Source organism: Flavobacterium sasangense DSM 21067 (genome assembly GCF_000686885.1).
In the GTDB taxonomy this organism is placed as follows: Bacteria; Bacteroidota; Bacteroidia; order Flavobacteriales; family Flavobacteriaceae; genus Flavobacterium; species Flavobacterium sasangense.
The window spans coordinates 68,821-92,280 of the sequence record NZ_JMLU01000005.1 but is presented as its reverse complement, the minus strand read 5'-3'; the positions used below and the strand labels follow the sequence as shown (position 1 = coordinate 92,280).

Sequence of the window (23,460 nt, the reverse complement as noted above, 5' to 3'; positions counted from 1 at the left end):
ACATCATGAAATACCATCAAATAGACCGCAATTTGTACGTGAAAAACAGAGCTAAATTTACGACTCAAATGAAACCTAATAGTGTTGCGGTATTCAATTCAAACGATATTTATCCCGTAAGTGCTGATAGCACATTGCCTTTTGCACAACATAGAGATATTTTATATTTATCTGGCGTAGACCAAGAAGAAAGTATTTTATTGCTTTTTCCAGATGCACCTTACGAACATTTGAAAGAAATTTTATTCTTAAAAGAAACGAATGAGCACATTGCCATTTGGGAAGGTGAAAAACTTACTAAAGAAAGAGCTTTCGAAGTTTCTGGAATTAAATCGGTGATTTGGTTACAAGATTTCCACAAAACGTTGAAAGAAATCATGGCGTATGCCGATACGATTTACATCAACACTAACGAACATTACAGAGCGGTTATTGAAACTGAAACTCGTGAAGCGCGTTTTATCAAATGGTGGAAAGAAAATTATCCAGCACACAAAGTAGAAAAATCGAATCCTATTTTACAAAGATTGCGTTCGGTTAAAGAAAGTGAGGAATTGGATTTAATCCAAAAAGCTTGTGATATTACCGAAAAAGGTTTTAGAAGAGTTTTGAATTTCGTAAAACCAGGTGTTATGGAGTACGAAATCGAAGCCGAATTTGCTCATGAATTTTTAAGAAATCGTTCGAAAGGTTTTGCTTACACGCCAATTATTGCTTCCGGAAATAACGCAAATGTGTTGCACTATATCGAAAACAACCAACAATGTAAAGCTGGCGATTTAATTTTATTAGACGTTGGAGCAGAATATGCGAATTATTCAAGTGATATGACGCGTATGGTTCCAGTTTCGGGTCGTTTTACGGATAGACAAAAAGCGGTTTACAATGCCGTTTTAAATGTGAAAAACGAAGCTACAAAAATGTTGGTTCCAGGTACATTATGGAAACAATATCATGTAGAAGTGGGTAAAATCATGACTTCAGAATTGCTTGGTTTAGGATTAATCGATAAAGCTGATGTGCAAAACGAAAATCCAGATTGGCCAGCGTATAAAAAATATTTCATGCACGGCACTTCGCACCACATGGGATTAGACACGCACGATTACGGATTATTGCACGAACCTATGCAAGCCAATATGGTGTTCACCGTTGAGCCAGGAATTTACATTCCGAAAGAAGGTTTTGGTATTCGTTTAGAAGACGATATGGTAATTCAAGAAAAAGGTGCTGCGTTTAATTTAATGCGCAATATTCCAATTGAAATTGAGGAAATTGAAGCGATAATGAATAGTTAGTTTTCAGTCTCAGTCTCAGTTTACAGTATAGACGGCTTGCAGAAATGTGAGCCGTTTTTTTATCCTTATTTGTCAAGCTGAACTTGTTTCAGCTTCTCTTCTTCATTAAAAGATTCTGAAACGAGTTCAGAATGACAAAACCAAACTAAACCAATGGAATCACTTCAACTACCATTTCATTCCCAGCTTTGTCATAATAACTGCAAGTCATTTTATCCATTACCACAACCCATTTTTCAACGCCCGATTTGGCGCAATCGTTTAAAAACGTCATATAATCGGTGTTGCCTTGTTGGTGCGATTTTAAGTCGGATTTGAATTGCGCAACGTTGCTTTCATCAGCAATAGTTAAGGTTTCTGAAAAACCTTCTGATGACGTTTGAAAATTATCTTTTCCAAAATAATGGGTATGATTATCAAACACAAACGTTTCGAAAGAAGTAACACCAAGCACAATAATGTCTTGCATGTATTTTGGAAAATCGGCACCGCTTTTTACTTTGGCGTGCGCTTCATGGATTTGTTGGATAGTGAACATGAGAGAATGATTTTATAGTGCTAAAATACGTTTTTATACTCAATCTTGTCCTACTGAAAGCATCTCTTTATGAGATTCCTCTGGAATGACAAGTTTGTGTTGAGAAAATCCTTTCGCACTTCGCGAAAAAACTTTGCGCTCTTTGCGTTTAAACTCTACCTTTGCCCTCATGAAAACAACCACCTTCAAAAACACCAAAATCAGTTACACCGACCAAGGAAAAGGAACGGCTGTGGTTTTGTTGCATGGTTTTTTGGAAAATCAATCGATGTGGAGGGCGTTTATTCCTGAATTGGTGAAGAAACACCGCATCATTACTATCGATTTGTTAGGTCATGGCGAAACGGAATGTTTGGGTTATGTCCACACCATGGAAGACCAAGCCGATATGGTGCATCACGTATTACACGAACTAAAAATTAGAAAAGCGGTTTTAATTGGGCATTCAATGGGCGGTTATGTGGCGTTAGCTTTCGCCGAATTGTATCCTGACAATGTCAAAGGAATTGTATTACAAAACTCCACTTCAAGAGCTGATAGCGACGAACGAAAAGCAAATCGTGATAGAGCTATTGTAGCAGTGAAACAAAATTATTCGGCATTCATTCGCATGAGTATTGCTAATTTGTTCAGTGAAGACAATCGCGAGCGTTTGACAGATATTATCGAAGAAGTAAAATTAGAAGCTTTAAAAACACCTCTTCAAGGAATTGTTGCTGCATTGGAAGGCATGAAAATCAGAAAAGATCGCGAAGTTATTTTGCACTTTGCGCCTTATCCGATTCAACTTATTCTGGGTAAAAAAGACCCAGTTTTAAATTATGATGACAATTTAGAACAAATCGAAGGCACACAAGTACAACTCACCACTTTTGAAGACGGCCACATGAGTCACTTTGAAAATCAATCGGAATTGTTAGCGGTTTTGAGTGGATTTTTGAAAAGGGTTTAGTTATTTAAATGCAAAGAACACAAAGTTTTTTCGCAAAATTCGCAAGGTTTTATTTCAATTATACTTTTTCTTTAAACGGAATTTCTGGATTGAAAATTTCTACAATCAATTTTTCTAATTCCGATTTAAAATCTTCTAAAATATCATTTGAAATAACAAGTTCAGCCTCTTTCCCTTTTCCTAATCCGAAAGGTAAAAAACCGTTTTTCATGTTTTTGAACGAAACAATTCCTGCTGAAACTTCTCTATTTTGTTTTAATTCGTGATTTTCAAACATCAAAGCATAGCACAACAACTGAATGATTTTTTCATTTTTTATATCCGAAGTCAAATCACCAAAATCTTGAATTTTTAAGCTGTTTCCATCTACTTTTCCAGTTTTGTAATCGATGATTCTGATAGTGCCATCGCGCTCTTCAATTCGGTCGACTTTACCTGCGATTTTTATTGGAAAGGGTAAAGATTTCACTTCGATTTCACAAGACAAACTAGCTTCTAATAGCAATACTTTTATGGCTTGACCTTCTTCGATGTCTTTCTTTTCCAATTGTAGAAAATTGTAAACATTTCGTTTCGCTACTTCAAACGCCAATAGGTTTTTTCCTTTGGTAATTTCACCTTCTTTGTAAATTTCTTTGAAATGTTTTAGAATGACTTCATTAATTTTAGCTTCCATCGCTTCAATGTGATGCAATGCCAAAAACTGATTCAAATAGGGCGTATACAATTCTTCCAAAGCATTGTGAATAATGGTACCCAAAGTATTCACTGCGATGTTTTCTTCCACTTCATCCGCTTCGTTGATGCGCAAAATACGTTGCATGTAAAACTGTAACGGATTTCGAATATAATTCGTCAACGACGATGGTGAAAATCCTTTATCCGTTGCAATTTCGTGCAAACGTGCTAGAATTTTATCGGTTTTTGGAATGGTAACGGGTTCGTATGCTTTTTCGGGTAAAACCGCGTTATAAATTGTACTTATGATATTGTGTTTTGGTTGTTTCTCGATTTCCAATTGGGTAATAAAACGGCTTTTTTCTCCAGCATCGATTCCTTCGTTATCGGTATTATAAAGTAACCACACATTTTTTGCACGCAACAACAAATGATAAAAGTGATAGCAATAAATCGCATCTTTTTCTTTGTAAGTTGGCAAACCTAGTTCTTTCTTTACATCATACGGAATGAATGAATTTTGCGATTTTCCAGCAGGAAATTTACCTTCATTTACCGAAGTAATAATCACATTTTCAAAATCCAATACACGGCTCTCTAAAACACCCATTACTTGAAGACCACTCAAAGGTTCGCCTTCAAAAGAAACTTCCGCTAAATCGATAATTTGCTTGTAAATGGATTGAAGCGATGGCAAACTTTCAATTTGATTATAAGTTTCGTGATAATTGGTTAATTTATTTATCGTTTTAAAAACGGAATACACAAAAGCTTTCGTAACTTTTTCTTCGGCATCATCGTTACTTAAATAGGATTTTATGGTTAGTAAAATCGAATTCAAATTCACTAAAATATCGGAAATTGAATCATCCCAACGTGTAAATAATAATTTGAAGAATTTGTTTTCTGTATTCGGATATTTTTCTTCGTATAAACTGAATAATTTTTGATTCGAAAAGAAGGTAAAATTGTTGTTATTAATCACTTTTACTACTTCTTCCACTTTACAATACGGTTCTACCAAAGGATGATTCAGAATATCTAAAACTTCTTTATAGTAGAAAGTATAGCTTTTTTCGTTACGCTGTTTGGCATTGGTATGTAACTTGAACAACTTACTAATCAACAATTGTGCAGGATTATTTTTACTCGGATAACCCATCGTAATATTCAATGCATCAACTGTTTCAGGTAATCCATACAAAACTGGAAGCAACAGGTTTTCATCTCCAAGAACAACAGCGGTTTTTTCTAAATTTGGGTTTTCAGATTGAATTTTTTCAATTATTGTCCCAACGATTTTAGCTTGACCAATACTTTTTGGAGTACCAATAATTTCAATATTTTTTTCCTCACTAAAGTGATTTACTACCCATTCGAAATCTTGATTAACAAAAGGCTTCCATTCTTTTTTAAACTTTCGAATGAACAAACCTGCATCGTGATAGGAATCGTCCAAAAATACCTCATCGATATCCCAATAAATTTTGGCTTTGTTTTCGTTGGCTAAATGTTTGAATATGCGCTCTTCAGCTTGATTTAAAGCATTAAAACCCGCAAAATAGATTTGATGGATAATGGTTGTGGTAAACGAAGCTAAATTATTTACTGCTTCTCTGTATAATAAACCTTGATAACCGATTCCTTTTTTTAATAAATGCTTGTAAAAAGATTCGTAATACAAAGGCAATTTAGCCCAAAACTCTAAATGAGTTGTGATTAATTTGGTTTTGTCTTGTGGCTGTAAATCCCAACGTTTTAATGCTTCGATATCTTCTAAATAAGAGAACACGCGATTTGGGTCTAATAAATATCTATCGATTTCATTAAAATCTTGAATAGCAGTTTTTGCCCAAGTAGCAAATTCTTCAAAGGTTTGTTGTTTGGATTTATCTGTTACAGAAAGATAAACTTCGTAGAATTCAAATAATAATTCAATTGGATCAATTGTCCGAAGTCCAGAAATTTCTTGAATAAAATCTTCAATACTAATGATAGTGGGAGCAAACGAAGTTGTTTCTAATTGATTTTTAAGACTTTCTAAAAGAAATACTTTGGCTCTTTTATTGGGTAAAACAATCAAACAATTCGATAATTCAATATCAGATTGTGATAAAATAATGGCGCTTAACTTATCTAAAAAAGTATCTTGTTTCATTTTATAAAAATAAAAAAACGTCCCGAAATATCGGGACGTTTCTTATTATATTTTAGAAAGAAATTATTTAACCAATTTCACTTCTACTCTTCTGTTGTTAGCTTTACCTTTAGCAGTTTTGTTAGAATCTACTGGCATAGACTCACCAAAACCTTTAGAAGATAATCTAGAAGCATCGATACCGTTTTCAACTAAGAAGTTTTTAACAGCAGCAGCTCTATCTTCAGATAATTTTTGGTTAGAAGCGTCAGAACCTGTATTATCTGTGTGACCTTCTAATGAGAACTTAGCAGTTGGATACTCTTTTAAGATAGCAGCCATAGCTTTTAAAACTGGAATTGTTTGTTTTTGGAAAGAAGCTTTACCAGAGTTAAACAAGATAGTTTTACCGTAATCATTTAATTTTTTCATTGTATCGTCAGATACTTCTGGACAACCATTGTTAGCAACAGTACCAGCTACAGTAGGACATTTGTCATCTTTATCAGCAACACCGTCATTATCTGTATCAGGCCATGGACAACCAGCGTTATCTTTAGCACCAGCTACAGTAGGACATTTGTCATCTTTATCAGCAACACCGTCACCGTCAGCATCTGGACATCCGTTCATCATTTTAGTTCCTTTGTCATCTGGACAAGCATCTTCTTTGTTGATGATTCCGTCTCCGTCTGTATCAGGACAACCGTTTAATTCTTTAGTACCTGCTTCTTCTGGACAAGCATCTTCAGAATCTTGGATTCCGTCTTTATCTGTATCTGGACATCCTTTGAATTCTGGTAAACCAGCAACTTCTGGACATGCATCATCTTTGTCATAAATTCCGTCACCGTCTGTATCTTTACCTCCAAATTTGAAAGATAAACCAGCAAAGTGTTGAATGTGTGTTGGAACATCTTGACCAGCTACTCTGTTATCATCAAATGAATGTTTGTAAGTAGATTGGAATTGTAAACCAACATGCTCTGTAAACCAAAAAGTTAATCCTAAACCTCCATTAACTGTACCTGCAGAAGCATCTCCAAGGAAATTGTAACCTCCACCAATGTTAATAGAAGGATCTAACCATTTAGATTTTAATAAATCCATGAAGCTGTATTTAATAACAGCATCAAATGCGTAATATTTTAAATTACCTGGGTTTGAAACTAAATCTGTTGACTCAGTTCCATCAACTCTAGTTACCCATTTATCAATTGAATTAACAGAACCTGTTACTCCAAAAGAAAAACCATCTCCAACGTATCTAGATACGTTTAAATAAGAAACTGAAGGTAAAATGTTCCAGTTTTCTTTAACATTCAATAATTGGATGAATTTTGGACTGTCATTACCAACAGCACTAACTTTAGTGTCAACTCCATTTACCCCAAAAGACACTGCCCATGGGTTGTTGCTATCTTGTGCTTGCGATGTTAAACCAGCAAACAATAAAGCTGCAGCAAATAATTTGTTAAGATGTTTCATACTTGTTTTATTTAATTACAATGCGTTATAATTGGAACAAAAGTAATACGTTTTTTTTAACTACAAAAAGTTTTGTTAAAAAAATTACTTATTTGTCCGATTTTTACTTGATTATTTCTAATTTTTTGGCCACCTCAGTAAAAGCCTCTATAGCTTTGTCCAAATGTTCTTGTGTGTGTGCAGCTGATAATTGTACACGAATACGCGCTTTATCTTTAGGAACTACTGGGAAGAAAAATCCTATAACATAGATTCCTTTTTTTAACAGTTCTTCTGCCATTACTTGAGATAATTTGGCATCGTACAACATTACAGGTACAATTGCAGAGTCGCCATCGATGAAATCAATACCAGCTTTTCTTAATCCTGCTTTGAAATAATTGGTGTTCCACTCTAATTTATCTCTTAATGTGGTATCTTTCTCTAACAATTCAAAAACTTTTAAAGATGCACCAACAATCGAAGGCGCTAACGAATTAGAAAATAAATAAGGACGAGAACGTTGACGTAAAATTTCTATGATTTCTTTTTTTGCCGTTGTGTAACCACCCATGGCTCCACCTAAAGCTTTTCCTAAAGTTCCAGTGATGATATCAACTCTTCCCATTACACCTTTAGCTTCTAATGTTCCTTTTCCTGTAGCTCCAATAAAACCAGCAGCGTGACATTCGTCAACCATAACCATGGCATCGTACTTATCGGCTAAGTCACAAATTTTATCTAATGGCGCTACTAATCCGTCCATTGAGAAAACTCCGTCGGTTACAATTAATTTAAAACGGTGACCTGCTTCAGTTGCTTTGATTAACTGTTGCTCTAAGTCTTCCATGTTGTTATTTTCGTAACGATAACGAGCTGCTTTACACAAACGAACACCATCAATAATAGAAGCATGATTCAAAGAATCAGAAATAATACAATCTTCTTCTCCTAATAAAGGCTCGAAAACTCCTCCATTCGCATCAAAAGCCGCTGCGTATAAAATAGTATCTTCTGTTCCGTAGAAATCGGCAATCTTTTTTTCTAATTCTTTATGAATATCTTGAGTTCCACAAATAAAACGCACTGATGACATTCCAAAACCATGAGAATCTAAAGCATCTTTTGCTGCTTGCACTACTTCTGGATGAGATGATAATCCTAAATAATTATTCGCGCAAAAATTTAAAACCGTTTCACCTGTCGAAATTGTAATTTCTGCTCCTTGAGGCGAAGTGATAATGCGTTCTTTTTTAAATAATCCGTTTTCTTGAATTGTATTTAATTCGTTTTGTAGGTGTTGTTGGATTTTTCCGTACATAATATGTTTATTGTTACTAGTTTGTTGTTTAGAATTACAAAGTTACTATTTCTATACTTTCTCCTATATATATAAGTGCTTTTTTTGCAACGGTATAGTTCATTTCTTGTAAAGCCATTTCGTATTCTTCTAATTGTGCTTTGTGTTTGTTGTGTTTTTCTCCAGTTTTGTAATCTAACAAATACGCTACATTATCTTTGATTACGACTCTATCAGGTTTACTGTTTTTAGTAGCTTTTTTGATGATGTTTTGTTCGTTGAAAACTTTTGCATCGGCATCAAAAAACGAAATCAATTCTTCATGATGCACAATTTTTTCAATCGTTTCTTTAAAAATTGCATTTTGGGAAAACGTTATCAATCCCAATTCCGTTGCTTTTTGAATGGCTAAATCCACATCGTCTTTCGTTTGAATAAACGCCATAATTTCGTGCAAAATATTCCCAAAGTTAATCGCATCCTGCTGAATTGTTCCCCACATTAGGGCTTCGTGCTGTGCTATTTTGATATTTTTTGGATTTAATTTATGCGAAACAATTCCGATTTGATTGTGATTGCCATCGTGAGATTTGTTAGTTGAAATTCGGGCTGGATTTCCAAACTCGTATTCTGATTTGGTTTCTTCATATTTCCCGATATTTTGTAAAAACTCTAGAAAATAGTAAGACAAATTGTTGGTAACCAAATCGCCTTTTTTCGTTTTCAGTTTATTCGAAATCACATACAACTGTTCTTCGGCACGCGTTAAAGCCACGTACAAAACATTAATCGTATCTAAAACTTCTTCTTGGTTTTTAGTTTGAAAAATAGTTTTAGCTTCGTTTCCGTAAGTTTCCACTTCTTTTTTATTGTTGATAAGTGCTTTTGGAAAATCTACATTCGCATCTTCTAACGGAATCCACAATTTGTCTTTTGGTTTGCTTGAAAAATTCTCTTCCGCAAAAGGAAAAATCACCACCGGAAATTCCAATCCTTTTGATTTGTGAATCGTCATGATGCGAACCGCGTTTGTTCCTTCTGGTGATGGAATACTTTTTTGGTAGCCAATTTTGTCCCAATACTCTAGGAAATCCGCAATACTCGATTGTACTTTGACATCTTTCTCTAAAACCAAATCCAAGAAATATTGCAAATACGAAGTATTCACTTTGTCATTTAAGAAAGTTGCGATTAAAATTTCAACTGCTTCGTATAATGATTTCTTCTTGCAATTTTTGAACGAAATTTCTACTCCGATAGTTTTCAAAAACGTTTCTAATTCTCCCGAATTTTTATCTTTGGCAGCCAAAATGAAATCATGAATTTCTAATTCTGACTGTAAATATTTCGCAATGAAATACAAGAAATAGACTTTCGATTCGTCGTCTTTTGGATTTTTCAAATAGCGAAGTAACGCAATCAACAACTTTACTTCCGTAGCATTTTGAATCAATAAGGTTTCCGAAGACAAAATTGGAACGCTGTTTTCAGTTAAGAAGTTCGCTAATTTAATTCCAGGTGCTTTAGTTCGCGTAAGCAAAACGATGTCTTTGTATTCAAATCCGTTCGCGATACATTTTTCAATGGTTCGTAAGGTTTGATTCAAGTAAAATTTATCTTTTACCGAAATCGAATCGTTATCCGAGTCAAAACCTTCGACTTCCGTTTCGTCTTCTGGCACTTCAATAAATGACAAATTTACATAACCGCCATTTTTAGAATTGATTTCCTGATGTGAAAGGTTTTCGTACAGATTTTTATAATCTGGATTTTCAAATTTATCGGATAATTGCTTGAAAAAAGCGTTATTAAACCGAATCACTTCGCTATAACTTCGGTAATTCGTGCCCAAACGAAGGGTTTCTTTGTCTTTATTGGAAAACGGATTGTGTTTTTTATCTTCTTTCGCCAAATCAATAAATTGTTCGGCTTTTCCGCCACGCCAACGATAAATCGCTTGTTTTGGATCGCCAACCAACATCAAAGTTCCTTGTTGACCAAAATCGTCTTGGCCAGATAATGCATTATCGATTAACGGAATCAAATTTTGCCATTGCATTACCGAAGTATCCTGAAATTCATCGATAAAATAATGACGGTATTTTTCGCCCAAACGCTCATAAATAAAGGGAGCTGGCTGGTTTTGTATTTCGTTATGAATGATTTTATTGAAATCGGAAATCGAAACTAAATTTTGCTCTTCCTGAATTTGCTTGAATTCCTGATAAATCGTGTTTAATAACGACAATGGATTTAAGTTTTGCAGAAAAGCTTCGTACATTGAAATTTTTCCAACTTTCTCATTGATTGTTAGCACCGAAGCTAAAATTTCGGAAGCTTTTTCATCAATAAAATCTTTATCAGATTGTGGAACGGTTTTGGAATAACCACTTTCTGAACCATCTAAATATTTGATTACCGTTTCATTAATAGCAATTTTATCATCAACTATTTTCTCTAAAAAATTAGGAACCAAACTTCTGTAAAACGATTTTCGAGAAACACCATTTCCATCAATCGAATCCAAAACACTCTGAGCTATTGCTTTACAATCGTGTTTTAGTTGTTTGATTTCTTCTTGTAATTTCTTTTTTACGATTCCGAAATCATCCAAACTCTTATCTGCCATTTCTTTGATTTCTTCCGAATTGTTTTCGTTAGTAATCAATTGGGCCACCTTTAATAATTCGGCTGAAATATCCCAGTTTTTATCATCGTCGGTTTTTTCTTTTGAAAATTCGATAAGTAATTTGGTTAAATTAGGATCATCACCTGCTTTGGAAATCACTAAATCAATCGCTTCTTGTAATAAGGAATCGGTTTCCAGCGACACTTCAAAATTCGGAGGTAAATTCAAATCTTGGGCAAACGTTCGGATAACTTTGTGCGTGAATTTATCAATCGTAGAAATATCAAACGCTGCATAATTGTGAATGATATTTTTGATGATAGCTTTCGATTTATCTTTTAAAGTAGCGATGCTTAATTTGGTTTCCGAAGCTACATCTTTTAGCAATTCCATCGCTTTTTCGGACGTGTTATCCAATGAAAATTGGTACAAACTCGACACAATTCGGGTTTTCATTTCTTCTACCGCTTTGTTGGTAAAAGTTATGGCTAGAATTTTTCGATACGCATCATCATTCGAAGCTAAAAAAAGAATTTTTAAGTATTCTTTCGTTAGCGTGTAAGTTTTTCCAGAGCCAGCCGAAGCGTCGTATATGGTGAAAGCGGTTGTATTCAATGTTATATTTATCTTACTAATAGTGGTATAAAAACTATCTATTTTTGAATCCGAAGTTTAATTTGTAAATTTGGTGAAAATATTATTAATCTAAAAATTAAATATCATGGCTTTTGAATTACCACAATTACCTTATGCTTACGACGCATTAGAACCACATATTGATGCTAGAACAATGGAAATCCACCATTCTAAACACCACAACGCTTATGTTACCAACTTAAACGCCGCTATTACTGGAACGGATTTAGAAGGAAAATCTATTGAAGATATCATGAAAAATCTTGATATGAACAATATGCCAGTTCGTAACAACGGTGGTGGGCACTATAACCACACTATGTTTTGGGAAATTATGTCGCCAAACGGTGGTGGTTTACCAACAGGTGAATTAGCAACTGCAATTGATGCAGCATTTGGTTCATTTGACGCATTTAAAGCTGAATTTTCTAAAGCGGGAGCTACTCGTTTTGGTTCAGGATGGGCTTGGTTATGTGTGAAAGATGGAAAATTAGAAGTTTGTTCTACTCCAAATCAAGACAATCCATTAATGCCAGGTGTGGCTTGTGGCGGACAACCAATTTTAGGAATGGATGTTTGGGAACACGCTTATTACTTACACTATCAAAACCGTCGTCCTGATTATATGGAAGCGTTTTTTAATGTAATTAACTGGACTGAAGTTGCAAAACGTTTTGCTGCAGCGAAATAATTAAGAATAAATAAAATTAAAAAAGGCGAGGATTGATAAATCTTCGCCTTTTTTGTTACCAAGTTTATTAAAATAAAAAAGGTGAAATTGCTTTCACCCTTTTTGCCCCAAATCTACCATAAAACTTAACCTACTAATTTTCTGGTAGCACTAAAGTAGAACTCTCTTTTATATGTGACGAAAAAAATTGTTGAATAACACAAAAACTCGATGAAATGCATTTTTGAAAAACAAAATAAGTTAATTTTTTACTTTTTCTAACAAATTCATTCATTTTTGGGTAATAAAAAAGGCACGCATTGCGTACCCTTTTTGCCCCAAATCTACCATAAAACTTAACCTACTAATTTTCTGGTAGTACTAAAGTACTTCAAGATAGTATGCTTGCATAAAAAAATTGTTAAACGAAATAAAAAGTCGATGAAATGCACTTTTTTAATAAAATTTGCCCTTACCTTTTGTTAAAACGACAATTTTAGACAAAAAAAAGGCACGCATTGCGTACCCTTTTTGCCCCAAATCTACCATAAACTTAACCTACTAATTTTCTGGTAGTGCTAAAGTATGGCGAGATTTTATATTACTATAAAAAAATTGTTAAACGAAATAAAAAGTCGATGAAACGCCTTTTTTAATAAGCGCGAGCATCTTTTCCTTCATAAAAATTCATAAATGCACGATTTACTACACGATTTCCTCCATCTGTTGGATAATCTCCTGTGAAATACCAATCTCCTAAGTTTTTCGGACAAGCTTTATGCAAATCTTCCACCGTTTGGTAAATGATTTTTACTTCAGCTTTTGTGTCTTCTGGCGTAAGCATTTCGGCAATTTTATCTGAAATTTCTTGATCAGTGAATGGCGCATAGATTTCTTTTACATAATTCACCACATCAGCATCACTAAAATCCTCTTGTGCTTTCGATTTTTGATACACTTCTTCTACTATATGATATAAATTACGCTCTTTCAACAATTCTAAGGCTGCTCTGAACGCTACTAATCCTTCTAATTTCGCCATATCGATTCCGTAACAATCTGGGTAACGAATTTGAGGTGCCGATGAAACTACGACAATTTTCTTTGGATGCAAACGATCCATCATTTTAATGATACTTTGTTTTAAAGTAGTTCCTCTTACAATACTATCATCAATAATCACTAAATTATCGGTTGGTTTTACCACGCCATACGTTACATCGTACACGTGAGCTACTAAATCATCGCGACTACTATCTTCAGTAATAAACGTTCTTAATTTTGCGTCTTTAATTGCTATTTTCTCAGTTCTGATTTTTACTGAAAGTAATTCTTTTAAAGTATCTTCCGTCAACGTATCTTTTTGCTCGATAATTGCTTTGGCTTTTCTTTGATTTAAGAAATCTTGAGCCGCTTCTGACATTCCGTAAAAAGAAGTTTCTGCTGTATTAGGAATAAAAGAGAAAACGGTGTTATCGGTATCGTTATCGATTGCCTTTAAAACACTTGGGAAGATTAATTTTCCTAGTTCTTTGCGCTCTCTGTAAATTTCGGCATCGCTTCCGCGAGAAAAATAAATACGTTCAAACGAACACGCTTTTTTGATTAACGGAGTTCTCACTTCTTGAATAGAAACATTTCCGTTTTTCTTGATGATGATAGCACTTCCAGGATCTAATTCTTGCACTTTTTCGAAAGGTACATTGAAAACCGTTTGGATTACTGGACGTTCTGAAGCCACTACTACAATTTCATCATCTTCGTAGAAATACACAGGACGAATTCCGGCAGGATCGCGCAAAACAAACGAATCGCCATGACCGAAAAGTCCAGCCATTGCGTAACCTCCATCGAAATTACGAGATGCGCGTTCTAAAATGCGTTGTACATTTAATCGTTCTCCGATAATTGGCGAAGCTTCTTGCTTAGAATACCCTTCGTGTTTGCATTGTTTGTATAATTCGGTAACCTCATCATCTAAGAAATGTCCAATTTTTTCCATTACGGTAACGGTATCGGCCATTTGTTTTGGATGTTGCCCTAAGTCAATTAAGTTTTGGAATAACTCTTTTACGTTGGTCATGTTGAAATTTCCCGCAACAATTAAATTTCGATGCATCCAATTGTTTTGACGAAGGAAAGGATGAACGCTTTCGATGCTATTTTTACCGAAAGTTCCATAACGAACGTGACCTAAAAACACTTCTCCCAAATATGGAATATTTTGTTTTTGAAGTGCCACATTGTTTTGATACTCTGGATGTTCTTCTAACTCGCGACTGATTCTGTCGTTAATTTGAGCGAAGATATCCTTGATAGGTTGCGGGTCGTTTGAACGAATACGGCTAATGTATCTTTCTCCTGGATTTACATCCAATTTAATACTCGCTAATCCAGCTCCGTCTTGACCGCGGTTGTGTTGCTTCTCCATAAGTAAGTACATTTTTTGTACACCATAGAAAGCGGTTCCGTATTTTTCTTTATAGAATTCTAACGGTTTTTTTAATCGTAGTAATGCAATTCCACATTCGTGTTGTATAGCGTCACTCATAAGTTGTTGTGTTGTTGTAGGTTGTTGTAATTCTTATTCTTTTTGAAACAAAAAATGCCCCGAAATTTCGAGGCACGTTTTTATTCTTCTAATTCTATTTCAAATTGCGTTAAGGCTTTGAATTGTTTCAAACGCGCATTCACTTCGTTTTTATCTAAAGTTTCCATTCGCTCAGTTCCAAATTTCTCCACACAGAAAGAAGCTAAGTTTGAACCGTAAATAATAGCGTTCTTCAAATTGCCAAACGAAATGTTTTCTGATTGTGCGATGTAACCTGCGAAACCTCCTGCGAATGTATCACCAGCTCCTGTTGGATCAAACACTTCTTCTAATGGTAAAGCTGGAGCAAAGAATACGTCTTTGTTATGGAACAATAACGCTCCGTGCTCTCCTTTTTTAATTACCACATATTTTGGTCCCATGGTATGGATTTTAGCCGCTGCTTTAACCAAAGAATATTCTCCTGATAATTGACGCGCTTCTTCATCGTTGATGGTAATAACATCTACACGTTTGATAACGTCTAATAATTCTGGTAACGCACAATCCATCCAAAAGTTCATCGTATCTAAAACGACTAATTTTGGTTGTTCCGTCATTTGGTTTAAAACTCCTGATTGCACTATTGGGTGTAAGTTTCCTAATAAAACTACATCCGAATTTTTATACGCTTGTGGCACCACTGGATTAAAATCGGCCAAAACGTTTAATTCTGTTACTAAAGTGTCACGAGAATTTAAGTCGTTGTGGTATTTTCCACTCCAAAAGAAGGTTTTCCCACCTTTTACAATTTCGATTCCTTCGATATTTACTCCTTTATTTTCTAATAAATCTAAATATTCCTTTGGAAAATCTTCTCCAACCACAGAAACTACTGCTGCATCTACATTAAAAAAATTAGACGCTAAACCAATGTAAGTAGCGGCTCCACCTAAAATTTTATCTGTTTTTCCGAAAGGCGTTTCAATAGCATCAAAAGCTACTGTTCCTACTATTAATAGTTTGTTCATTAAATTAAATTTGAAATAAGGTGCAAAGATAAGTTTTTGTTTAGAAGTTTAAAAGTTTAAGTGTTTAAAAGTTTAAAAGGTTAGAGTTTTGAGTTGTTTTTGTAGATTTGTTAAAAAACTAGAAATGAAATCTTTTAAAAAGATAATTTTAATTGGCTTAATCGTCTCTTTTTATTTTATTCAGATTTCTTACAATGGAAATACAAGTAATTCATTAGGAAGTGGATTGATGGATTTTGTAATAAACGGAGAACTTCTTGATTTATATTTAACCTACATTGTGATTAATTTGTCATTTATCTTTTGGTTTTTAAAATCAGAAAAAAGACATTCTCTATTATTTATTATAATTCCAATGCTTATTTGGTATTTTTGGAAGATTAAATATGAAGGAATTATTGATAAAGATTTGTACTTTAAAAGCTCGATACCTTATCTTTTATTTAGTTTTTCATCATTATTTAGTGGAATCTATAAAGCAAAAAAATAATCTACAACAACTTCCCTTCTTCTCGCTCATAAAACTCGTCAATAGATAATTTTTCTTGTTGCGATGCCATAACGGCTAATTCATCGCAGCGTTCATTTTGCGGATGACTGTTGTGTCCTTTTACCCATTGAAAATCAACTTGGTGTTTTCGGTAAATTTTTAAGAAACGCATCCATAAATCGGGGTTTTTCTTGGCTTTGAAATTGATTTTTTCCCACTGAAATACCCAGCGCTTTTCTACAGAATCCACCACGTATTTCGAATCGGAAACGACTAAGACTTTAGTTTTTGGGTTTTTTAATTTCTCTAAACCTACTATTACGGCTAATAATTCCATTCTATTATTAGTAGACAATCTAAAACCTTCGTAAAATTCTTTTTTATACGGAGTTCCTACCATTTCCATCACCACGCCATAGCCAGCCGGTCCGGGATTTCCCTTCGCAGCACCGTCTGTGTATATGTGGACTTCGTGTGACATGTTTATTTAGATATTTGGATGCTCTGGAAAATTTCATCAAATAATTTTGAGTTTTCTTCTTTTCCAACTTCCTCAATAAAATTTAATGATATAAAATATCCTTTTAAAAGAATATAATAACTATGACTAACAATTTTATATTCCTTTCCATTATTTTTCATAGTAAATTGAACATCAAATTTTACAGCTTTTTTACCCGAAACATTAATAGGAATCGGTTGCTGTGTAAACCGGAAGTCTTCAAAAATTTTCAAAGCATCTTCTGTAGATGATTGAACTTCTTTTATAAAACTTTCAATCGAGTTGCTCTTAGTTTCCATTGTTCTAACCTTGATAGTTGGAATGATTCCAACAACTCTTTTGGGGTCGTATTTGGAGTATGTAATAAGTTGTTTTGTATTTGTTTTTAACAAAAGATCCAATTGTTCATCTGTTAAATCATATTGTTCAAGATTTTTTAGAGCTTCTTCATCTTTAATAACATGCCATCCTTGAGGAGAATTCATTGAAAAACCTATTTTTTTAATCTCAAATTTTTCTTGACTTATTACCTGAAAAAAACAAAAGAATGTACAAATAATAAATATCTTTTTCATGACAATAGTTTGCTTATAGTTTCAGGAAAATATTGATGTTCTAATTCATGGATTTTATTCGCAATTTCTTCCGCGGTTTTGCAATCTTCGATATTGACCGCTTTTTGAAAAATGAACTCGCCTTCATCGTAATGTTCGTTTACATAATGAATGGTGATTCCGGTTTCTTTTTCTTTATTTTCTAAAACAGCTTGGTGCACATTCATGCCGTACATTCCTTTTCCGCCGTATTTTGGTAATAAAGCAGGATGAATATTGATTACTTTTGGGTATTCCTTTAATATAGACTCGGGAAATTTTAATAGAAATCCTGCTAAAACGATTAAATCAGGCTGAAATTGGTGCAGTTTTTCGAGCACAAAACCTTCATTTAATTGACTTTTTGAAAAAACGACTGAAGGAATGTTATGATTTTTTGCTCTATCTAACACTTTGGCATCTGGTTTGTTAGAAAAGATAGCGACTACAGTTCCTTGGTTATTTTTTTTAAAATAGCGAATAATTTCTTCGGCATTTGAGCCATTTCCGGAAGCAAAAAGCACAATATTCTTCATTTCAGTATTGATTTCTTCCCACAAAAAAAAGAATAATTATTGGTAAAAAATAAAAAAAAGAGGCCTTTGTGAATATTTTTTTTTATTTTCGTAGTCACATTTAGTAACAAAAAGGTTGTTTTAAAATAAAGTTTTTTATTTTTGCCAACAAATTAAATTAAAAATTAAAGATTATGTCAGACATTGCATCAAGAGTAAAAGCGATTATCGTAGACAAATTAGGTGTTGACGAAAACGAAGTTGTAACAGAAGCAAGCTTCACAAATGATTTAGGAGCTGATTCATTAGACACTGTTGAGCTTATTATGGAGTTCGAAAAAGAATTTGATATCCAAATTCCAGACGACCAAGCTGAAAACATTGCTACTGTAGGTCAAGCTATTTCTTACATCGAAGAAGCTAAAAAATAATAAATAAAACACCCGTGTGCATTTTTTGCATGCGGGTTTTTATTATTTTAAAGAAATTAGACTATTTTTGATTGAATTTCAATCACAATATATTGAAATACCCTTGTCTCTTTATTCATTATAACTAAAGAAAACACGGGTATTATTTGTTTAAACGATTTTTTAAAAATTAGAATATGCAATTAAAGCGTGTTGTTGTAACAGGTCTTGGAGCGTTAACTCCTATTGGGAATACTCTTCAAGAATATTGGGACGGTCTTGTGAACGGAAAAAGTGGCGCTGCCCCTATTACTTATTACGATACTGAAAAGCATAAAACCAAATTTGCTTGTGAGATTAAAAACTTCAATGTAGAAGATTTTATCGACAAAAAAGAGGTTCGCAGAATGGATAAGTTTGCTCAATATGCTATTGTTGCGAGTGACGAAGCCATCAAAGATGCTGGTATTTCCTTAGAAAATGTAAATAAACATAGAGTTGGAGTTATTTGGGGAGCAGGTATTGGAGGTTTACAAACTTTCCAAGACGAAGTAATGAATTATGCCGCTGGTGATGGAACACCGCGTTTTAATCCATTCTTTATTCCTAAAATGATTGCAGATATTGCTCCTGGACACATTTCAATGCGAAATGGTTTTATGGGACCTAACTATACTACGGTTTCTGCATGTGCTTCTTCGGCAAATGCTTTAGTAGATGCGTTCAACTACATTCGTTTAGGAATGTGTGATGTTGTGGTTTCAGGTGGTTCTGAAGCAGCCGTAACTATTGCAGGTATGGGCGGATTTAACTCAATGCAAGCTTTATCAACTAGAAACGAAAGTCCAGAAACAGCTTCAAGACCTTTTGATGCTACTCGTGATGGATTTGTTTTAGGTGAAGGTGCTGGTGCTTTAGTATTAGAAGAGTACGAACATGCGATTGCGCGTGGTGCTAAAATCTACTGTGAAGTAGGTGGTGGTGGTTTATCTTCTGATGCGTATCACTTAACAGCTCCACACCCAGAAGGAATTGGAGTTATTGCTGTAATGGAAAACTGTTTACGTGACGCTGGTTTAAAACCAGAAGATGTAGACCACATTAACACTCACGGAACTTCAACACCGCTTGGAGACGTTGCTGAGTTAAAAGCAATTAGCCATGTTTTTGGTGATCACGCTAAAAACATTAATATTAACTCAACTAAATCGATGACAGGTCACTTACTTGGTGCTGCTGGTGCTATTGAAGCAATTGCTTCTATCTTAGCGATGCAGAACGGCATTGTGCCTCCAACGATTAATCATACAACTGTAGACGAAAACATTGATCCATCATTAAACTTAACTTTAAACAAAGCGCAAAAACGCGAAATTAAAGTGGCCATGAGTAATACTTTTGGTTTTGGTGGACATAACGCTTGTGTTTTATTCAAAAAATTTGAGAACTAAACATGCGTCGTTTATTTAATAAAATACGAAAAAATTCCCGTTCTCAAGAAGACGGGATTTTTTTTGAAAAAATTACCAAAATTCTCGGCTTTGAACCTAAAGAACTGAGATATTACAAAAAAGCATTTACCCATCGTTCAGCAAATAAATTGGATGAAAAAGGAAATCCATTTAATTACGAACGCTTGGAATTCCTTGGTGATGCGATGTTGGGAAGCGTTATCGCAGCTCATTTATACAACGAAGTTCCATCGGGAGATGAAGGTTATTTGACAAAAATGCGTTCGAAAATTGTCAGTAGAGAACATTTGAACGAACTTGGACGTGATTTCAACTTATTGCAATTTGTAGAAAGCAAAGTCAATTCGAGTCAGTTTGGCGAAAACATTCATGGTAATTTATTTGAAGCTTTTATTGGCGCTATTTATTTAGACAAAGGCTTTACGTATTGCGAAAAATTCATCCAAAATAAAATCATTAAACAATATGTTGACATTGCCAAACTAGAAGGTAAAGTCATCAGTTACAAAAGTTTAATCATCGAATGGTGCCAAAAAGAAAAAGTACCTTTCGCCTTTGATTTTATCGAAGATAATGGACAAGAAGGACAAAAATATTTCAGCGTAAAATTGTCGATCAATAACAAAATTATCGCTAAAGCTAGAGCTACTTCTAAGAAAAAAGCGGAAGAAAAAGCTGCCCAAAGAGCGTATTTTGTCTTTCAAGAAAAAATTTCGAAAAAATAATCCCCTACTCAAACGTTTGAGTTTATAAATTATCGTTAAGAACTACTCAATGGGTAGTTTTTAACGTATTTTAGCCTTATCTTTACCCCTTAATTTTGGAAAATGGCCATTCATAAAATTCAAATAAACGATTTTATTTCAGATGATTATGAGTTAATTGCCTTGCATTCATCTTTAGAAGATTACAAATTAGCGTATTGCTTAAACAGGGAATTGGGATTGCAGTTACAAAAAAATGATAACTACGTAGAAATTGCCATACCAGAAGGGAAAAGCGCTTTTGAGAATTTCGCTTTTGATGATGAAAAGAACGATGTAATTTGGACCTTAATCGAAAATAAAACTACGATTATCAATTCGGACAAACAAACGAGTTCGCTTTTTGAACAAGTTGACATTACCGTTTTTTTACTTCCAGAATATAAAAAAGCAGATTATTTGATTAAAATTGAAAATATCGATTACGGTTTTGACGCCGATAAAACAATTGATAAAATATTAAAAATCAAAAATGTAACCACTGCTTATACCGTTGATACAACAAACTTAAAATCAAAAAATAATTTAATTTTTTAATTAAAATGCCGACAAATAAAAAAACTAAAATTGTAGCTACATTAGGCCCAGCTTGTAGCACAAAAGAAGTGCTTAAAAATATGGTGGATGCTGGAGTTAATGTCTTCCGAATTAACTTTTCACATGCTGATTATACCGATGTTACTGCTCGAATTGACATGATTAGAGAACTAAACGATGAGTTTGGTTATACCACTTCCATCTTAGCCGATTTACAAGGTCCGAAATTGCGTGTAGGCGTAATGAAAGAAGACGTAGTAGTAAGCAAAGGCGATAAAATCACGTTCACTACGGCAGAAGACATCTTAGGAACTGCAGAGCGTGTTTACATGAACTACAAAGAATTTCCAAAAGATGTAAATCCAGGAGAACGAATCTTATTAGACGACGGAAAATTAATTTTCGAAGTTACTAAAACCGATAAAAATACTGAAGTTGAAGCGGTAGTAATTCAAGGTGGTCCTTTGAAATCCAAAAAAGGAGTAAACTTACCAAACACGAAAGTTTCGCTTCCTGCTTTAACCGAAAAAGACATTCGCGATGCTAAATTCGCTATCGAAAACGATGTGGATTGGATTGCATTATCGTTTGTAAGAACTCCAAAAGATTTAGAAGATTTGCAAGATTTGATTGCAGAACATTCGGATCATAAAATTCCAATTATTGCCAAAATTGAAAAACCTGAAGCGGTTGAAAACATTGATAAAATCGTAGCGTTTTGTGATGGATTGATGGTAGCTCGTGGTGATTTAGGAGTAGAAGTTCCGGCAGAAGAAGTGCCATTGATTCAGAAAAAATTGATTCACAGAGCAAAAACAGCTCGTATTCCAGTAATTGTAGCAACACAAATGATGGAAACGATGATTACATCATTAACGCCAACACGTGCTGAAGTAAACGACGTAGCAAACTCAGTAATGGACGGAGCTGATGCGGTAATGTTATCTGGAGAAACTTCAGTAGGAAATTATCCTGTAGAAGTAATTCAAACCATGACGCGTATTATTGAAAGTGTGGAAGATTCTCCACTTATCAAAGTGCCGATTTCGCAACCGATGGTTAAAAACAGTCGCTACATTACCAAATCGATTTGTTACCACGCTTCTCAGATGGCGGATACCATTAATGCTAAAGCGATTACAACGTTAACCAACTCAGGTTATACGGCATTTCAAATTTCAGCTTGGCGTCCAAAATCGCATATTTTAGTGTTTACATCTAACAAGCGTATTTTAACTCAGTTGAACTTGTTATGGGGTGTAAGAGCCTACTTCTACGACAAATTAGTTAGTACAGATGATACAATTGAAGACATCAACACCATTTGTAAAGAAAAGAAATACGTAAAAAAAGGCGACATGGTAGTAAACTTAGCCGCAATGCCTATCGTAGCAAAAGGAATGGTAAACACGATGCGTGTTTCTGAAATAGAATAAGCTTTACTTTATAATTATAAAAAAACGAGTGCTACATTACTAGCACTCGTTTTTATTTTTATTTCCTTTGTCATTCTGAGCTCGTCTCAGAATCTCAAAATAAAATTAATAAATTAGAAGCTGAAACGAGTTCAGCTTGACAGAAGTAGTAGTTTTACTATTTGGATAACTTTAAGCCGCAATTTTCTCAAATGCGATAAAATTTATTACTTTTCCTTTATCGTTGAAAATAGGAAATCCTTTGATGTGACATTTGTATAACGAGCCATCTTTACAATAATTGATTACGTTTTTCTCAAAAGGTACTTTGTTTAAAATAGCCTGTCTGATTTCGAAACTTATATTAGAATCTGTTTTTGGACCTTGAAACATTTTTGGTGAGTTTCCAATAACTTCTTGTGCTTCGTAACCGTTCATTTTTTTGATGTTTTTACTAGCGAAAACAATTTTTAATTGCGCATCTGTAACCACAATAACAGCTTCATCTTGTAAACTTTCTTTGTAATTCCAAACCGATTTCCATTGATTTTTGTTAGCTATTTGATGTAACGAATTTACATCATGAAGCAACACATTTGTTTGCAATAAAAACTGAGAATAAATATCCCAAGACACTAACGGCATTGCTTTTATAGCGCCATTTTCATACTGTTTTGCAAACGCAGCATCGTAAACTTTGAACTCCATAACGATTGTAATTTAATATAAAACTAAAAAGAAAAATGAATCAATAAGTTAGAAAAGGCAACTTTAACGCTTGTTTAAGTTGGGAAATGGAATGAAAAAACCTCCATTTTGGATTGAAAATGGAGGTTTTCATTTTAGCTGTTTGGTTGCTAACGCGAGAATCAAAGTTATTTTACATAACAAAAAAT

At 34.1% G+C, this 23,460-nt stretch carries 20 protein-coding genes; 9 read left to right on the top strand and 11 right to left on the bottom strand.

Annotated features, from left to right (window positions below):
* The first annotated feature begins 5 nt into the window (after positions 1–5).
* Entirely contained in the window at positions 6–1,298 is a 1,293-nt protein-coding gene (locus BP92_RS0105795) for an aminopeptidase P family protein (protein ID WP_026725193.1), read from the top strand.
* Positions 1,299–1,443: 145 nt separating this feature from the next.
* On the opposite strand, the gene BP92_RS0105790 is transcribed toward BP92_RS0105795, so the two are convergent.
* Positions 1,444–1,836 (bottom strand): DUF1398 domain-containing protein, encoded by a 393-nt coding sequence (locus tag BP92_RS0105790; protein WP_026725192.1) that lies wholly within the window; start codon positions 1,834–1,836, stop codon positions 1,444–1,446.
* Between the two features lie 169 nt (positions 1,837–2,005).
* Here BP92_RS0105790 and BP92_RS0105780 point away from each other — a divergent pair, with 169 nt between their 5' ends.
* A complete protein-coding gene (locus BP92_RS0105780) occupies positions 2,006–2,788 on the top strand; it encodes an alpha/beta fold hydrolase (protein ID WP_026725191.1) in 783 nt (260 codons plus the stop codon).
* Positions 2,789–2,846: 58 nt separating this feature from the next.
* Here the strand turns inward: BP92_RS0105780 and BP92_RS0105775 are convergent, their stop codons facing one another.
* The 4 genes from BP92_RS0105775 to BP92_RS0105760 all read right to left on the bottom strand — a co-directional run bounded on the left by BP92_RS0105775 (position 2,847) and on the right by BP92_RS0105760 (position 11,614).
* Positions 2,847–5,624 (bottom strand): PD-(D/E)XK nuclease family protein, encoded by a 2,778-nt coding sequence (locus BP92_RS0105775; RefSeq protein WP_026725190.1) that lies wholly within the window; start codon positions 5,622–5,624, stop codon positions 2,847–2,849.
* A gap of 63 nt (positions 5,625–5,687) precedes the next feature.
* On the bottom strand, positions 5,688–7,091 hold the full coding sequence (locus tag BP92_RS0105770; protein ID WP_026725189.1) for an OmpA family protein: 1,404 nt from the start codon (positions 7,089–7,091) through the stop codon (positions 5,688–5,690).
* A 103-nt stretch (positions 7,092–7,194) separates the two neighbouring features.
* Positions 7,195–8,391 carry a glycine C-acetyltransferase gene (kbl, locus tag BP92_RS0105765; protein ID WP_026725188.1) on the bottom strand — a complete coding sequence of 399 codons (1,197 nt, stop codon included), beginning with the start codon at positions 8,389–8,391 and terminating at the stop codon, positions 7,195–7,197.
* A gap of 34 nt (positions 8,392–8,425) precedes the next feature.
* Positions 8,426–11,614, bottom strand: coding sequence for a UvrD-helicase domain-containing protein (locus BP92_RS0105760; RefSeq protein ID WP_026725187.1), 3,189 nt, complete (start codon positions 11,612–11,614; stop codon positions 8,426–8,428).
* Between the two features lie 106 nt (positions 11,615–11,720).
* Here BP92_RS0105760 and BP92_RS0105755 point away from each other — a divergent pair, with 106 nt between their 5' ends.
* Positions 11,721–12,326, top strand: coding sequence for a superoxide dismutase (locus BP92_RS0105755; protein WP_026725186.1), 606 nt, complete (start codon positions 11,721–11,723; stop codon positions 12,324–12,326).
* 631 nt (positions 12,327–12,957) lie between these two features.
* On the opposite strand, the gene BP92_RS0105745 is transcribed toward BP92_RS0105755, so the two are convergent.
* On the bottom strand, positions 12,958–14,856 hold the full coding sequence (locus BP92_RS0105745; protein WP_026725185.1) for an amidophosphoribosyltransferase: 1,899 nt from the start codon (positions 14,854–14,856) through the stop codon (positions 12,958–12,960).
* A gap of 80 nt (positions 14,857–14,936) precedes the next feature.
* On the bottom strand, positions 14,937–15,866 hold the full coding sequence (locus BP92_RS0105740; RefSeq protein ID WP_026725184.1) for a PfkB family carbohydrate kinase: 930 nt from the start codon (positions 15,864–15,866) through the stop codon (positions 14,937–14,939).
* Positions 15,867–15,990: 124 nt separating this feature from the next.
* Between BP92_RS0105740 and BP92_RS0105735 the strand changes: the two genes are divergently transcribed.
* Positions 15,991–16,356 carry a hypothetical protein gene (locus tag BP92_RS0105735; protein WP_026725183.1) on the top strand — a complete coding sequence of 122 codons (366 nt, stop codon included), beginning with the start codon at positions 15,991–15,993 and terminating at the stop codon, positions 16,354–16,356.
* Position 16,357: 1 nt separating this feature from the next.
* Here BP92_RS0105735 and rnhA read toward each other — a convergent pair whose 3' ends face one another.
* Genes rnhA through purN form a run of 3 tightly spaced genes read right to left on the bottom strand, consistent with a single transcriptional unit; the run spans position 16,358 to position 17,987 of the window.
* Positions 16,358–16,837 carry a ribonuclease HI gene (gene rnhA, locus BP92_RS0105730; protein WP_026725182.1) on the bottom strand — a complete coding sequence of 160 codons (480 nt, stop codon included), beginning with the start codon at positions 16,835–16,837 and terminating at the stop codon, positions 16,358–16,360.
* A gap of 2 nt (positions 16,838–16,839) precedes the next feature.
* A complete protein-coding gene (locus BP92_RS0105725; protein ID WP_026725181.1) occupies positions 16,840–17,433 on the bottom strand; it encodes a hypothetical protein in 594 nt (197 codons plus the stop codon).
* The gene (gene purN / locus BP92_RS0105720) at positions 17,430–17,987 is read right to left on the bottom strand and encodes a phosphoribosylglycinamide formyltransferase (RefSeq protein ID WP_026725180.1); all 558 of its coding nucleotides are present in this window, start codon (positions 17,985–17,987) and stop codon (positions 17,430–17,432) included. Before purN ends, BP92_RS0105725 begins: the two co-directional genes overlap by 4 nt.
* A 173-nt stretch (positions 17,988–18,160) precedes the next feature.
* Here purN and BP92_RS0105715 point away from each other — a divergent pair, with 173 nt between their 5' ends.
* The 5 genes from BP92_RS0105715 to pyk all read left to right on the top strand — a co-directional run bounded on the left by BP92_RS0105715 (position 18,161) and on the right by pyk (position 22,585).
* Positions 18,161–18,397 (top strand): acyl carrier protein, encoded by a 237-nt coding sequence (locus tag BP92_RS0105715; protein WP_007137004.1) that lies wholly within the window; start codon positions 18,161–18,163, stop codon positions 18,395–18,397.
* 176 nt (positions 18,398–18,573) lie between these two features.
* Positions 18,574–19,827 carry a beta-ketoacyl-ACP synthase II gene (gene fabF / locus BP92_RS0105710; protein WP_026725179.1) on the top strand — a complete coding sequence of 418 codons (1,254 nt, stop codon included), beginning with the start codon at positions 18,574–18,576 and terminating at the stop codon, positions 19,825–19,827.
* Positions 19,828–19,829: 2 nt separating this feature from the next.
* Positions 19,830–20,573 (top strand): ribonuclease III, encoded by a 744-nt coding sequence (gene rnc, locus BP92_RS0105705; protein ID WP_026725178.1) that lies wholly within the window; start codon positions 19,830–19,832, stop codon positions 20,571–20,573.
* 102 nt (positions 20,574–20,675) lie between these two features.
* Entirely contained in the window at positions 20,676–21,149 is a 474-nt protein-coding gene (locus BP92_RS0105700) for an IPExxxVDY family protein (RefSeq protein ID WP_026725177.1), read from the top strand.
* 5 nt (positions 21,150–21,154) lie between these two features.
* Positions 21,155–22,585: a pyruvate kinase gene (gene pyk / locus BP92_RS0105695; RefSeq protein WP_026725176.1), complete on the top strand. Its 1,431-nt coding sequence runs from the start codon at positions 21,155–21,157 to the stop codon at positions 22,583–22,585.
* Between the two features lie 171 nt (positions 22,586–22,756).
* On the opposite strand, the gene BP92_RS0105690 is transcribed toward pyk, so the two are convergent.
* Positions 22,757–23,272, bottom strand: a complete 516-nt coding sequence (locus BP92_RS0105690) for a PAS domain-containing protein (RefSeq protein WP_026725175.1) — start codon at positions 23,270–23,272, stop codon at positions 22,757–22,759.
* Between the last annotated feature and the right edge of the window lie 188 nt (positions 23,273–23,460).